The sequence below is a fragment of the Streptomyces sp. NPDC055400 genome (assembly GCF_053644375.1).
Genome location: NZ_JBSHLM010000001.1, coordinates 446,650 through 460,553, shown reverse-complemented (window position 1 = coordinate 460,553; position 13,904 = coordinate 446,650). Strand labels below are relative to the sequence as shown.

Genomic DNA, 13,904 nt, shown 5'->3' with positions numbered 1-13,904 from the left:
CCCGACACAAGGGAGACAGCATGGACTCCGATGTCTTCGAGGACATCCTGCGCACCGTGAAGGACTTCGTCCGCGGTGAAGTCGTGCCGCTGGAGGAGGAGATCGAGCAGAGCGACGCCATACCCGAGCGGCTGCGGCGCGGCGCCGCCGACATGGGCCTGTTCGGCTGGGCGCTGCCCGAGGAGTACGGCGGGCTCGGTCTCGACATGCGCCAGGACGTGCGCCTGGCCATCGAACTCGGCTGGACCACACCGGCGTTCCGCTCCATGCTCGGCACCAACAACGGCATCGCGGGCAAAGCTCTGGTGAACTTCGGCACGCCCGAGCAGCAGAAGCGCTGGCTGCCCGCGCTCGCTGCCGGTTCCGCCGTCGCCTCGTTCGCCCTCACCGAGGACGGCGCGGGATCGGACCCCAGCGGCGTACGCACCCGGGCCGTCCGCGAGGGCGACAGCTGGGTCCTGTCCGGCGCCAAGCGGTTCATCACCAACGCCGACCACGCCGACCTGTTCGTCGTCTTCGCGCGGACCGACCCCGACGCCGAGGCCCACCGCGGGATCTCCGCCTTCCTCGTGGAGAGCACGGCTCCGGGCGTACGGGTCGGGCCGCCGGACCGCAAGATGGGCCAGCGCGGCGCCCACACCGCACCCGTCTCCTTCGACGACGCGCGGGTCCCCGCCGACGCCGTACTGGGCGGCGAGCCCGGCACCGGATTCCGCGCCGCGATGGCCTCCCTCACGCGCGGCCGCCTGCACATCGCGGCCCTGTGCGTCGGCCTCGCGGCCCGCGCACTCGACGAGGCCGTGCGCTACGCCGCCACCGCCGAGCAGGGCGGCGAGTCCATCGGCCGCTTCCAGCTCGTCCAGGAGCTCCTCGCCGAGTCGCACGCCGAACTCCTCGCGGGCCGCTCCCTGGTGCTTGCCGCCGCCGAGGCGTTCGACGCGGGCACCGACACCCGCATGGGGCCCTCCAGCGCCAAGCTGTTCTGCAGCGAGATGGTGTGCCGGGTCGTCGACCGCGCCGTCCAGGTGCACGGCGGCAGCGGCTACATGAGCGACTCGACCGTCGAGCGCCTCTACCGTGACGCGCGCCTCTTCCGCATCTACGAGGGCACCAGCGAGATCCAGAAACTCATCATCGGCAAGGGGCTGCTGCGGGAGGCCAGGGCATGAGCGCGCGACCGTCCCGCACGGACCTCGTCGACACCCTGCTCCACCCCCGCTCGATCGCCGTACTCGGCGCCTCCGACAACGCACGAAAGCTGTCGGGACGCCCCATCGACTACCTCAAGCGCTTCGGATACGCGGGCCGCATCCTGCCCGTGAACTCCCGCCGCGCCACCGTCCAGGGCCTGCCCGCCCACCCGACCCTCGACGCGATCGACGGCGACATCGACCTCGCGATGGTCATGCTCGACGCCGCCCACGCGGCCGACGGCATCCGGGCGTGCGGCCGGCGCGGCATCAAGGCGGCGATCGTCGCGGCCGCCGGCTACGCCGAGACCGGCGAACAAGGTGCCCTGCTCCAAGGGGAGTTGAAGGCCGCCGCGGAGGAGAGCGGCGTCCGGGTCCTCGGGCCCAACTGCCTCGGCCTCATCAGCGTCCACGACCGGGCGGTGCCCACCTTCACGTCGGCGCTCGACGAGAACATCGAACTGCGCCCCGGCCCCGTTGCGTTCGTCAGCCAGAGCGGCGCCTTCGGCTCGTTCATCTTCAGCGAGGCCCGCCAGTACGGCATCGGCCTCGCCCACTACGTCAACACCGGCAACGAGGTCGACATCTCGGTGTCCGAACTCCTCGGCGCGTTCGCCGCGACCGACGAGTCGAAGGTCCTCCTCGCCTACCTCGAAGGCGTCAGCGACGGCCCCGGGCTCCTCGACGCGGCCCGCGCCGCGCACGCGGCCGACAAGCCCGTCATCGCCGTCAAGGTGGGCCGCTCCGCCGCCGGTGCCCGCGCCGCCCAGTCGCACACTGCGTCACTGGCGGGCGAGGACCGCGTCTTCGACGGCGCGGCACGCCAGTTCGGCCTCACCCGCGTGAGCGGCGTCGAACCCATGCTGGACGCCGCCCAGATCTTCGCCACCGGCCGCCGCACCAGGGGCCGCCGCCTCACCACCCTCTCCCTGTCGGGCGGCGCCGGAGTCCTCATGGCCGACGAGGCCGCCACGCACGGCATCGCCGTCGACACCTGGGACGAACAGTGGCAGCGACGCATGGCAGGCGTCATCCCCCCGTTCGGCTCGCCCCGCAACCCCGTCGACCTGACCGCCGCCCTTGTCAGCGAACCCGACATGCTGCGCCGCGCCCTCGACGTCGCCCTCGAACACCCCGGAACCGACATGATCGGCGTGCTGCTCGGCAACGCCGACGGCGACATCGACGAGCTGACCGACGCCATCGCGAAGGCGCACGGCTCCACCGACCAGCCGCTCGTCGTCGTCTGGACCGGCGGCAACGGCAGGGCGCGGCAGCGGCTCCGCGAGCTGGGCGTGCCCTGCTACAGCGACCCGGGCCGGGCCGCCGCGGCCCTCGGGCACCTCGCCGACTTCAGCCTCCGCCCGCCCCTTCCGACGGGCGCACGCCCCACGGGCACCGACCCGCAGGCCGCCCGCGCGATCGTCGACGAGGCCCGCGCCCAGGGGCGCACCAGGCTCGACGAGTACGAGTCCGCCCGGCTCATCGCCGCCTACGGACTGCGCTGCGCGCAAGCCCGCACCGCGCGCGACCCCGAGGAAGCCGTACGGGCGGCGGCGGACCTCGAAGGGCCCCTGGCCGTCAAGCTGCTGTCGGCCGACGTCTCCCACAAGAGCGACATGGGCGGCGTACGGCTCGGCCTGACCACACCGGACGGCGTGCGTGACGCCGCGCGGGACATCCTCGCCGCTGCGGCCCGCGCGGACGTCGGCGACGCGCGGCTCCTCGTGCAGCGCATGGCGGGCGGCGACCGCACCGAGCTGATCCTCGGCATCCAGCGTGACGCCGCGTTCGGGCCCGTCGTGGTCGCCGGGTTCGGCGGTGTCCTCGTCGACGTACTCGACGACAGCCAGGTCGCCGTGGCCCCCGTCGACCACGCGGGGGCGGTGCGCATGCTGCGCTCGCTGCGCGCGGCGCGGGTCCTCGACGGGGTGCGCGGCGCGCCCGCGCGCGACGTCGACGCCGTGGCGGACGCGCTCGTCCGCCTGTCCTGGCTCGCCACCGACCTCGCCGACGACCTCCTCGAACTCGACGTGAACCCGCTGCTGTGCGGCGCGGCCGGCGACGGCGCCGTCGCCGTGGACTGCCTCGCCCTGCTGAGTACCCCTTCGGAACAGGACGCACGATGAACTCACCGGAACCCCTGGAGTCACCGGAACACCGGTCCCCGGCCCTCGCCCATCGCGCCGGCCTCAGCCGCGGCGAACTGCGCTACCAGCGCTGCGCGCACTGCGCGTCCGCTGTCTTCCCGCCCCGCACCCTCTGCCCCGACTGCGGTACGCAGAAGCTGAGCTGGGAACGCAGCACCGGTGACGGCACCGTGTACGCGACCACCGTGGTGCGCGGCCGCGACGGCGCGCACAACGTCGTGCTCGTCGACCTCGACGACGGCTTCCGCATGATGTCGCGAGTCGAGGGGCCCGCTCCGCAGGACGTCGCGATCGGCGACCGCGTCCGGTTCCGTACGACAGCGGACGGCGACACCGCCGTCTTCGAGCCGAAGGAGGACACTCGATGACACAGTCGCTGCGCGGCAGGGCCGCCGTCGTCGGCGTGGCCGAGTCCGACCTCGGCGAGGTCGCCCCCGGCCTCACCCACCTCGACCTCGTCGGCCAGGCCACCGCCCGCGCTCTCGCCGACGCGGGCATCGCCAAGTCCGAGGTCGACGGACTGTTCACCGCCTCGTCGTACCTGCCGATGGCCGCCATGGACACCGCCGAGTACCTCGGCATCCGCCCCCGCCACCTCGACGGCACCAACATCGGCGGCAGTTCCTTCGTCTCCCACCTCCTGCACGCGGCCGCCGCGATCGAGCAGGGCCTGTGCACCACCGCGCTGATCGTGTACGGCAGCACGCAGCGCTCCGACGGCGGCCGCCTCGTCTCCCCGACCAGGCCGGACCCGTACGAGGAGCCGTACGGCCCCCGCTACCCGCTGAGCATGTACGCGCTCGCGACCTCGCGGCACATGTACGAGTACGGGACGACGCGGGAACAGCTGGCCGATGTGGCGGTCGCGGCGCGGGCGTGGGCGCAGCTCAACCCGGCCGCCTTCGAACGCAAGCCGCTCACCCGCGAGGACGTCCTCGGCTCCCGCATGATCAGCGACCCGCTGACCGTACGCGACTGCTGCCTCGTCACCGACGGCGGCGGCGCCCTCGTCGTCACCTCGGCCGAGCGGGCCTGTGACCTGGCCGCCACGCCCGCCTATCTGCTCGGCGGGGGCGAGGCCACCTGGCACCGCAACATCTCGCGCATGCCGGACCTCACCGTGACGGCGGCGACCGAGTCCGGACGCCGCGCCTTCGACATGGCGGGGCTCACCCCGGGCGACGTCGACGTCGTCGAGCTGTACGACGCGTTCACCATCAACCCCGTCCTGTTCCTGGAGGACCTCGGGTTCTGCACCAAGGGAGAGGGCGGTCCCTTCGTCGCCGACGGCGGCATCGCGCCCGGCGGCCGGCTCCCCGTCAACACCAACGGCGGCGGCCTCTCGTACGGCCACCCGGGCATGTACGGCATCTTCACCGTCATCGAGGCCGTACGCCAACTGCGAGGCGACTGCGACGAACGCCAGGTCGACGGGGCCCGCGTCGCCCTCGCCCACGGCAACGGAGGCGTGCTCTCCAGCCAGGTCACCGCGCTGCTCGGCACCGCCGAAACCCTCGACTGACACGTCCGACAAGGAGATTCGACCCATGCTGCACGGCAGGAGCGCCCTGGTCACCGGGGCGGCCAAGGGGATCGGCCTCGCCGTCGCCACGGCCTTCCACAAGAACGGCGCACGCGTCGTCATCGCCGACATCGACGGCCCCGCGGCCGAGGTGAGCGCCCGCGCCCTCGACTCCACCGGCACCCAGGTGGCCGCCGTTACCTGCGACGTCACCGACGCCGACGCGGTGAAGGCCGCGGTACGCGGCTGTGCCGAGCGGTTCGGTTCCCTCGACGTGATGGTCAACAACGCGGGCATCACACGGGATGCCACCCTGCGCAAGATGTCCGAGGCCGACTTCGACGCGGTCGTCGACGTCCACCTCAAGGGGGCCTGGCTGGGCATCCGAGCGGCCGCCGAGGTCATGAGAGAGCAGGGGAGCGGCTCGATCGTCAACATCTCGTCGATCTCCGGCAAGGTCGGCATGGTCGGACAGACCAACTACAGCGCGGCCAAGGCCGGTCTCGTCGGCCTCACCAAGGCCGCCGCGAAGGAACTCGCCCACCGGGGCGTGCGGGTCAACGCCGTCCAGCCCGGCCTGATCCGCACCGAGATGACGGAGTCCTTGCGCGAGGACATCTGGAACGCCAAGCTCGCCGAAGTACCGATGCGCCGCGCCGGTGAACCCGAGGAGGTCGCCGGCACGGTTGTGTTCCTCGCCTCCGACCTGTCGTCGTACACGACGGGCTGCGTCCTGGAGGTGGCGGGCGGCCGGTTCATCTGACGGGCCGCCCGGCGTGCCGAGCAGCACCGGACGCCCGATCGAAGGGACACATCATGGGCCTTGGCATCATCGTCGTGCCGCTGTTCTTCTATCTCGCCCTGGTGGCACCGCTGTGTATCAAGGTCGGCGAAAAGACGACGGAGAGGACGGGCTGGCTGATGGCCGCAGGCCTCGTCGTCCCTCCGGTCGCCCTGTTCATCGCCCTGATCACCTAGGCCGGCTCGTGTCCCGGGGATGAGCGGGGCCGGGCGGTGCGCTACCGCTACCTCGCCGCCCTCTGTACCGCCTCGGCCGCCAGACCCGTGGCCGCGCGGCGTGTCGCCTCCGACAGGAGCGCCGTGCGGATCGGGCCTCCCGCCGCCAGATGACGGTCGTACGGCAGGTGCACCACCGAGACCCCCGTCTCGCGCAGATGCGCGGTCGCCGCCTTCAGGTCGAGCGTCATGTCGGGCGCGCTCGACGTGAGCGCGACGACGGTGCTGGCCAGGGCCGCCTTCGGGAGCTGCGCCAGCCAGTCGAGCACCACGCGCGTGCCGCCCACACCCTCCACCGTCATCGGGGCGACCACCACGCGCGCGTGCGCCGTGTCCATCGCCGTACGCGCCACCTCGCCCGGCAGCGTCTCGCAGTCCACGACCGTCACCGCGAAGTAGCGCCGCAGCGCGAGCGACACCGTCCGGTACGTACGTATGTCCAGCGGGGCGCCGACGCGGCCCTGGCTCGCCGGCAGCAGCCAGCCGCCGTCGGTGACCGGCACGAGGTAGCCGGTGACGTCGGTGAGCCGCATCGACGGTTTGAGGATCTGCGCCAGGTCGGGGCACGACCAGCGCACCGACTCGGCGCCCAGTCGCACGGGCAGCGTGCCGAGTGCGGCGTCCGCCTCCAGCGCGAGCACCGGGTCGTGCCGGTAGTGGTTGAGGGTGCGGGCGAGGAGGGCGGACACAGTGGTCTTGCCCACGCCGCCGCGGATGGATGTCACGGCGACCACCCGGCCGTTGGCCACCGGCTGCTGCACCTCCCGCGCCAGACGCGTCTCTTCGGACACTCCCGGCGCGGCGGACGAGGCGAGCCTGCGCAGCGAATGCCCCGTGCGCCTGGCCACGGTGTCCCCGTGCTGAGCCCGCCCGAGCGCACCGGCCAGCCGCGGGTCGACGGTGGGGACGGATTCGGGGGTGAAGGCGGGGAGCCGGGGGTTTCGCGATGGGGGGTTGGGGGCGACCGGGGGGTGGGGAGCGGAGGCGTGCGGCTGGAGGGTCGGTGCGGGTGCGGGTGCGGGTGCGGGTGCGGGTGCGGGTGCGGGTGCGGGTGCGGGGGTGTAGGGGGCGGGGAGTCCTGAGGGAGGCGGGGCGGAGGGGAGGTGGGAGGCCGGGGGGTTCGGGGGCGGGGCGGGCGCGTCGGGCGTGGGTGCGGCGTCCCTGATGCCGGCTGGGGGGACGGGGGGCGGGGAGTCCGGGGCCGGGGAGGGGGTGGCTGCCACCAGGACGGGCACGGCGTCCGTGATGTCGGGCGGAGGCGCGGGTGTTGGGGCGGCCTTCTTGTCGATCTCGATGGACACGTTCTGTAGGGGTGACGTGCCTGTGCTGCCGGGTCCGGGCTCTGGCGCCGGGGGCTTGGGGGTCGGCGGTGCGTCGGCGGGGGCGTCGGTCGATGCCGCCGGAACCGGTACCGCGTCCGCGTCGGTCGGCGGAGTCGGCCGGTCCGCTCGGCCCGCGGCGAGGCGTGCCGCCAGCGACGCCGTCCGGCGCGGCGCCGGGGTATCCGTGGGGGAAATCGGCTCACCCGCAGCGTCGTCGTCCGGGTCGAGCGGCGGTGAGGGCGAGGGGCCGGGCCCCGCGTCCGGTGACGGAGACGTATTGGGGCGCCGGCGCGGAAGCGGTGCGCGCCCGGGGGCGGGCGCAGGCGTCACTGAGGGCTCCGCCTCTCCCTCGCCCCCGGCGCCTCGCCCCACTACCTCGGAACTGGACAAATCCGACGTGGTCATCCCGCCGCCCTCCCCGCCCAGTTGTGCCTGGGTCTGCCGGAGCAGGTCCCGCAGTACGTTGTCCTGCCAGTCGCTCTGCGTCATTCCCCGAGCCCCTGCGCGAAGGTGCCGAGCAGACGCCCGTACACACCGAAGACGCCGAGCGGCGCGCGGGACGGCACCACGGGTTCGACGCGTCTGCGCTCACCCGCCGAGGCGACTCCGCTCAGCGCCGTACGGCTCAGTGACCCCGTCGATATCACGCGTTTGAACCTATCATCGGGCCGAAGACGTGCTGGTCGGCGTGGTGTACGGGGTGCCGGCGGAAGGAACTGGGCGGGCGCGACGCGGACACGACCTCGCGAATCGGCTGGAGCCGACACCCTCACCCCTCCTCCGTGCGCTACCCCGAACGTACTCGCGGACATCGTACGAGCAGCCCGCGTCGCACCAGCAAACCGCCTGGTGCGGCGCGGGGTCGGGGCCGCGTCCGGAGGCCTGCGCCCGGGTTACGGCAGTCCGCGGCAACGGAGAGAGGGCGGGCCCGTACCACCGGACCCGCCCCGCCCTGCTCCTGCCTGCGGATCAGCGCCGCAGCGTCACCGTGAAGCCGCGGTCCAGGGACTGGCGCGCGGTCTTCACCGTCGTCACCCCCGTGTCCGCGTCGTAGTACCAGCCCGACCCGGCCGCCGCGAGCGCGTCCGCAGAGCCGACGCGGGGCAGCGTGTGCCCCTGGGCCGACACCTGGCGCGGCGCGCCCTCGCCGTGGACGGTGAACCGGTACGCGCGGGCGTCGGGCTTGTTCTTGTAACTGCCCTTGCTCGCACCGACGTTGACCTCGGTCGCGTGCTCGCCCTGGTCGACCGTGACGCGCTGCGTCGCCGACGCGCCCTCGGCGAAGTCGCGGGTCACCCCGTCGTCCTCGTACAGCGTGTAGGAGGAGCGGCCCTGCGGGTACACGTCCCAGTCCAGCTCGTGGACGTCACGGGACTTGTACGACGTCGTCCCCTTCGGCCACATCGGCACGACCGCACCGGACTTGACGAAGAGGGGGAGCGTGTCGATGGGCGCGTGGTAGCCGTCGACCGTGGTCGGACCCTTGTAGGTCTTGCCCGACCAGTAGTCCGTCCACGTGCCCTTGGGCAGGTAGATGCCGTCGCGGGTGTCCGAGTCCTTGTAGACCGGGGCGACCAGGAAGTCGTCGCCCGCCAGGTACTCGTACTTGGCGTTCGCGCCGAGCGTCGCGGGGTCGTCCGGGTACTCCAGGTAGAGCGGGCGCACCCCGCCGACACCGGTCTTCGCCGCCTCGGCGGACAGCGTGTACAGGTACGGCAGCAGGCGTTCGCGCAGCTGGAGGTACTTGCGGTTGATGGACCTGTAGGGCTCGCCGTCCACCCACGGCTGTTGGTTGATCTTCTCGCCGGTGGTGATGTCCCTGGCCCAGCCGTCCATCGTCATGATGGCGGGCAGGAACGTCTTGGCCTGGAGGTCACGCGCGTACATCTTGGCGTCGTGGCGGTAAATGCTGCCCACGTCACCGGTGTTGTACGCGATCCCCGACATCGTGGCGCCCGCGTACGTCGGGATCTGCCAGCGCACGAAGTCCCACGACAGCTTCTGGTCACCGCTCCACAGCACGCCGCAGCGCTGCGCGCCCGCCCACGAGACGGGCATCCAGACGAATCCGCGCGCGTCGCTGTTGTCCTCGATGCCGGCCTTCGCCTTGTCGCAGGCGTCCAGCGACATGCCGTAGCCGTTGCCGACCCAGGCGACGTCGAGCTTCGCGACGCGCTGCCCGGCCTTCACCTGGTCGGCGAGCTTGTCGATGCCGTCCTGGGTCCACAGCCCCATCTCGGTGCCCCGCTCCTGGAGGCCCTTCGCGGTCTCGGCGAGGTTCTCGTAGCCGCAGCCGTAGCCGTCGTTGACCAGCATCCAGCCGAGCGGCATCTGGTTCTCGACGTACCCGTCGGCGACCTTGAGGGAGTCGAGGGTGTGGCGCTCGCCCTGGTTGGCGTTGTGGAGGTAGCAGTCGGCGTCGCCGGGTTCGAGGCCGTACACCGGCGGCATGAACGGCTTGCCGACCAGCGACGTGTAGCCGCCGATCACCTTCTTCGCGTCACCGAGGAAGTAGTAGGCGTCGAGGCGGCGCTCCTGCTGGCCCGTGTGGACCGAGGGGCCGAAGTCGTAGACGCCGGGGGCGAAGGTGTTGCGGTAGACGCCGTAGCCCGCCGTAGAGAGGTAGAACGGCTGCGAGTTGTTGTAACCGCCCTCGTTCCAGTTGGTGTTGTTCGCGACGTAGACCGTCTTGTCGCGGTGTGAGAACGAGCCGTTCTGTTCGCCGCCACCGAAGAACTGCTCATCCTTGCCGCGCTCCAGGCTCTGCCGCATGCCGCCGGTGGACCAGCGCAGGGGCTTGTCCTCCTGCCAGATCCGCGTCCTGTTGTCGGCCTTGTAGAGGCCGAAGCGCAGGGGCTTCTTGTAGACGCGCAGGACGGCGCCGGCGGAGCGGATGCCGTAGTACGCGCCCGCGTCGAACGACGAAGTGTGCTGGTCGAGCGCGGGCTGCTTGCGCACGATCTGCGATCCCGCCGGGTCGCTGAACGTGCCGGAAGGGTCTGCCTGAAGCCGCAGTTGACCATCTGTCAGGAAGTCTGCCTTCGCCTTAAGGGCGCCGGCTCCGATGGTGTAGCTGCCGTCCTTGCCCGTGAAGGAGGTCAGGTCGCCCGCGTCGGTGGTCTCGGGCAGATACGCCTTGCCGACGAAGGAGTTGTCGTGCACGTCGTAGGGGACGACCACGACGTGGTACGTGCCGTCGGCCTTGGGGATGATCGTGGCCTCGGGGTCGGCCGTGCCCGCGCTGGCGGCCACCTGCTTGCCCGCGTCGTCGAAGACGTACATGTCGAAGTCGTCGGTGGGCTGCTTCGCCCACTCGATCGAGACGGGGACGCCGCCCTCGGGGTTGTCGTCCCAGTAGCCGTCAGGGACCGACACCTTGAGGTCGAAGCGGTCGCACACCTTGTTGTCGGGGTCGTCCGCCGCGGCCGGGCACTTGCCGGGATCGCCCACGGTCCCCGCGGCGTACACCGGGCTCTGCCACGTCACGCTCTTGTGGGCGTCGTCGAGCACCCCGCTGCCCGGAGTCGCCGCCTTGGCCTGCTGGGCGGGGGTCCCGAGGAGGGTCGCGCCGAGGAGCGCCGCGGTGCCGATCACCGCCAACGTGCCCCCGCGAGACGGTCGTTGCCGTCTCGGCCGCCGTTGCCGCAGTCTTCGCAATCCGTGCAAGGTGCATCTCCGCTCAACCCGAGTGACTCATGGAGCCCGGCCGGTCGATGTTTACCAGTGCTTGAACTGTTGTCGTTTCGAGCAACTTCGAGCACGAAGGTTCACAGGGTTGAGGGGTTCTGTCAATGTCCTCGCGCGGGCCGGCTGTGTTCCCTTGCGCGGGCGGCGGCTCGGTTGTGGCCCGGGCTATGCCATCTGACGCCGCACCAGCTCGTGCAGCCGTCCGTTCGTGTCGGCGAGCAGCTGGGCCGGCGGTCCCTGCTGGACGACGCGGCCGTCCGCCATGACGATCACCCGGTCCGCGTCCATCACCGTGGACAGGCGGTGCGCGATGACGACGCGCGTGGCGTTCAGGGCGCGGGTGCTGTCGATGACGGTGCGCTGGGTCTCGTTGTCCAGCGCGCTCGTGGCCTCGTCGAAGAACAGGATGCGCGGCCTGCGGATCAGCGCCTGCGCGATCATCAGGCGCTGGCGCTGGCCGCCCGAGATGGCGCCGCCACCGGCGATCATCGTGTGCAGGCCCATCGGCATCCGCTTGATGTCCTCGGCGAGCCCCGCCATCGCCGCCGCCTCCCACGCCTCCTCCTGCGTGAACACCTCGGCGCCGCAGATGCAGTCCAGGATCGAACCGGTCAGCGGCTGGGCGTTCTGCAGGACGACGCCGCACTGCCGGCGCACAGCGGCCTGGTCGAGCGCGCCGAGGTCCTGGCCGTCGTACAGGACACCGCCCGAGACCGGCTTGTCGAAGCCGATGAGGAGGCGCAGGAGCGTGGACTTGCCGCAGCCGCTCGGACCGACGACCGCGACGAACTCGCCCGGCCTGATGGACAGGTTCACGTCGTCGAGGACGAGCGGCCCGTCGTCCGTGTAGCGGAAGGACACACCGCGCGCCTCGATCTCGCCGGTCAGCTCGCCCGGCTGGGTGCTGGCGACCCGCACCTCGGGTGCCTCGTCGAGGACGGGCTTGATCTGCTCGAACATCGGCAGGACGGCCGCCGCCGAGATCAGGGCGCCCGTGAGCTGCGTGACCGAGGACAGCAGCATCGTCACCGCGGTGCTGAACGTGAGGAAGTCGCCCGCGGAGAGGGTGCCCCGCGCGGGGCCCGCGAGCAGCATGAACATGGCGAGCGAACACAGCGGCAGATAGACCGCGTTGAGGACCGTCGTCAGGTTCTTGATGCGGCCCGCGCGCCGCTGGAGCTCGCGGCTGCGCGCGAACTCCCCGGCCCACGAGGCGTACGCGAAGCTCTCCGCGCCCGCGACCCGCAGCTTCGGAAGGCCGCGCAGCGTCTGGAACGCCTGGTTGTTGAGCTTGTTGCCGAGCACGACGAGGCGGCGCTGCCAGCGCAGTTCCCACAGCCCGAGGGTGAGGAACACGCCCGCGATCACCGCGAGCATGGCGAGCGCGGTCAGCGCCAGGGGCACGCTGTAGAGGAGCAGCAGGACGAGGTTCATCGCGCCGATCGTGCCGGACTGCACCACCACCGGGCCCACGCCGGACATGAGGCGGCGGATCGAGCTGATGCCCATGGCGGCGCTCGCCAGCTCACCCGTGGAACGCGACGCGAAGAACCGCGTCGGGAGCCTCAGCAGGCGGTCCCACACGGCGGGTTGGAGCGCGCTCTCTATCCGGCCCTCCATACGCAGGATCGTCAGATTCTGCAGCAGCATGAACGCGGCCGACACGATGCTCGTCACCATGACCGCGAGGGAGACCTGCACGATGAGGTCCGTCTCGGCGTTCGGCACGTACACGCCGAGCACCCGCCCGGTGGCGACCGGCACCAGGGCCCCGATCGCGACCGTCACGAGCCCGGCGAGCAGCAGGTTGCGCACGTCGGCCCGCGTGCCGCGCGCGCTGAACCGCAGCAGCCGCAGCGGGCTCAGCGCCCGGTCGGGCAGCGGCCGGTACAGCATGACCGCCCGCTGCTCGAACTCCTGCGCGTTGTCCTCGTCGATCCGGGTCCGCCGCCCGCTCGACGGATGCACGGCCTCGTACCCACCGCGCCGCCACAGCAGCGCGACCGGGGTGCCGGACGCCCGGTGCCCCACCAGGGGGCCCGCGTTCTCCCGCCACCAGCGCCCGTCGAGGCGGACCGCGCGGGTGCGGATCCGTGAGGCGACGGCGACCTGCTCGACCGGATCGACACGGTCGCTGACGGCGCCGCTGCGCTCGGGCGCGGTGAGCTTGATCCCGGCCGCGCCCGCGACCAGCTCGCACGCCGCGTACGTCGCGTCGTCGCCGTTCCCGGGGGAGGAACCGCGACGTGAACTGCCCTTGCCCTGGCGGCCGATGGACGCGAGGAGTGTCCGGTCGGCCTCCTCGCGGACGGTCTCGCCCGCCTTGATGCCCGCCGCCGTCCGGGTCTCGTGCGCGCTCTCCAGGCGTTCGATCCACCGGTCGAGCGCGGACAGGAGCCGGAACTGCTGGTTGACCATGCGCTGCCACATCGAGCCGTCGACGAGCAGCTCGCCCACGGTGTCCGCGCTGTACGACGCGCCGTACTGCACGCTGCCCGGCAGGATCGGCAGCCACAGGATGTCGTCGTCGCCCACGGAGTCGTCGCCGGCCGTCCGGCCGTCGAGGGGTGCCTCGAACAGGACGCGCTGGCTGCGGCCCACCCCCAGTGCGAAGGCGTGCTCGAGGAGGCTGAGGGCCGCGTCCTGGGTGTCGTACTGGCTGAGGTACTGCTGGTCGTACGACCACGAGGCGTCGCCGTAGTCCGGGCGCTGGAGTTCGCGCAGGCCGATACGGCGCAGCAGGCAGCCCTGCAACGGGCGGCCCACCAGCGTGTGCTGGGGTCCCTCGACCGGGCCGAGCAGCAGGGTCCCCGCTTCGAGCCGGCCCAGGAAGTGCCAGTGGCCCTGGGCGGCCGCGTCGACCGCGAACAGGTCGAGCGCGCCCTGGACGACCAGCCACAGGACCTGCGGCCCTTCGAGGTTCAGGCTGCGCATGCCGGCGCAGTCCACCGGCATGCCCAGGGAGCCGAACGCGGCGGTCACCTGGTCGCCGGCCGCGTACTCCTGATCTGCGTAC

At 72.0% G+C, this 13,904-nt stretch carries 10 protein-coding genes; 6 read left to right on the top strand and 4 right to left on the bottom strand.

Annotated elements, in window-relative coordinates; genetic code table 11:
• Positions 1-20: 20 nt before the first annotated feature.
• From ACWIGU_RS01940 to ACWIGU_RS01915, 6 genes are read left to right on the top strand one after another with little or no spacing between them, the layout of a single operon-like run.
• Positions 21-1,169, top strand: coding sequence for an acyl-CoA dehydrogenase family protein (locus ACWIGU_RS01940; RefSeq protein ID WP_454396399.1), 1,149 nt, complete (start codon positions 21-23; stop codon positions 1,167-1,169).
• A complete protein-coding gene (locus ACWIGU_RS01935; protein ID WP_454396397.1) occupies positions 1,166-3,319 on the top strand; it encodes an acetate--CoA ligase family protein in 2,154 nt (717 codons plus the stop codon). The genes ACWIGU_RS01940 and ACWIGU_RS01935 overlap by 4 nt, the downstream gene beginning before the upstream one ends.
• Positions 3,316-3,708 (top strand): Zn-ribbon domain-containing OB-fold protein, encoded by a 393-nt coding sequence (locus tag ACWIGU_RS01930; protein WP_454396395.1) that lies wholly within the window; start codon positions 3,316-3,318, stop codon positions 3,706-3,708. The genes ACWIGU_RS01935 and ACWIGU_RS01930 overlap by 4 nt, the downstream gene beginning before the upstream one ends.
• Entirely contained in the window at positions 3,705-4,862 is a 1,158-nt protein-coding gene (locus tag ACWIGU_RS01925; protein WP_454396394.1) for a thiolase, read from the top strand. Before ACWIGU_RS01930 ends, ACWIGU_RS01925 begins: the two co-directional genes overlap by 4 nt.
• 25 nt (positions 4,863-4,887) lie before the next feature.
• Positions 4,888-5,625 (top strand): 3-oxoacyl-ACP reductase FabG, encoded by a 738-nt coding sequence (fabG, locus tag ACWIGU_RS01920; RefSeq protein WP_454396392.1) that lies wholly within the window; start codon positions 4,888-4,890, stop codon positions 5,623-5,625.
• A 53-nt stretch (positions 5,626-5,678) separates the two neighbouring features.
• On the top strand, positions 5,679-5,840 hold the full coding sequence (locus tag ACWIGU_RS01915; RefSeq protein WP_329568826.1) for a hypothetical protein: 162 nt from the start codon (positions 5,679-5,681) through the stop codon (positions 5,838-5,840).
• A gap of 47 nt (positions 5,841-5,887) precedes the next feature.
• Here the strand turns inward: ACWIGU_RS01915 and ACWIGU_RS01910 are convergent, their stop codons facing one another.
• From ACWIGU_RS01910 to ACWIGU_RS01895, 4 genes are all read right to left on the bottom strand, one after another.
• Complete coding sequence (locus tag ACWIGU_RS01910; protein WP_454396390.1) at positions 5,888-7,180, bottom strand: type VII secretion protein; 1,293 nt, start codon at positions 7,178-7,180, stop codon at positions 5,888-5,890.
• A gap of 506 nt (positions 7,181-7,686) precedes the next feature.
• The gene (locus ACWIGU_RS01905) at positions 7,687-7,848 is read right to left on the bottom strand and encodes a hypothetical protein (protein WP_454396388.1); all 162 of its coding nucleotides are present in this window, start codon (positions 7,846-7,848) and stop codon (positions 7,687-7,689) included.
• 322 nt (positions 7,849-8,170) lie between these two features.
• Positions 8,171-10,795, bottom strand: coding sequence for a TIM-barrel domain-containing protein (locus tag ACWIGU_RS01900; RefSeq protein WP_454396386.1), 2,625 nt, complete (start codon positions 10,793-10,795; stop codon positions 8,171-8,173).
• Between the two features lie 258 nt (positions 10,796-11,053).
• The gene (locus ACWIGU_RS01895) at positions 11,054-13,843 is read right to left on the bottom strand and encodes an NHLP bacteriocin export ABC transporter permease/ATPase subunit (protein WP_454397237.1); all 2,790 of its coding nucleotides are present in this window, start codon (positions 13,841-13,843) and stop codon (positions 11,054-11,056) included.
• Between the last annotated feature and the right edge of the window lie 61 nt (positions 13,844-13,904).

Bases quoted from the DNA above. Each gene is read 5' to 3' on its own strand.
- ACWIGU_RS01940 (WP_454396399.1), top strand. From the start codon at position 21: ATGGACTCCGATGTCTTCGAGGACATCCTGCGCACCGTGAAGGACTTC.
- ACWIGU_RS01935 (WP_454396397.1), top strand. From the start codon at position 1,166: ATGAGCGCGCGACCGTCCCGCACGGACCTCGTCGACACCCTGCTCCAC.
- ACWIGU_RS01930 (WP_454396395.1), top strand. From the start codon at position 3,316: ATGAACTCACCGGAACCCCTGGAGTCACCGGAACACCGGTCCCCGGCC.
- ACWIGU_RS01925 (WP_454396394.1), top strand. From the start codon at position 3,705: ATGACACAGTCGCTGCGCGGCAGGGCCGCCGTCGTCGGCGTGGCCGAG.
- fabG (WP_454396392.1), top strand. From the start codon at position 4,888: ATGCTGCACGGCAGGAGCGCCCTGGTCACCGGGGCGGCCAAGGGGATC.
- ACWIGU_RS01915 (WP_329568826.1), top strand. From the start codon at position 5,679: ATGGGCCTTGGCATCATCGTCGTGCCGCTGTTCTTCTATCTCGCCCTG.
- ACWIGU_RS01895 (WP_454397237.1), bottom strand. From the start codon at position 13,843: ATGCCGGTGGACTGCGCCGGCATGCGCAGCCTGAACCTCGAAGGGCCG.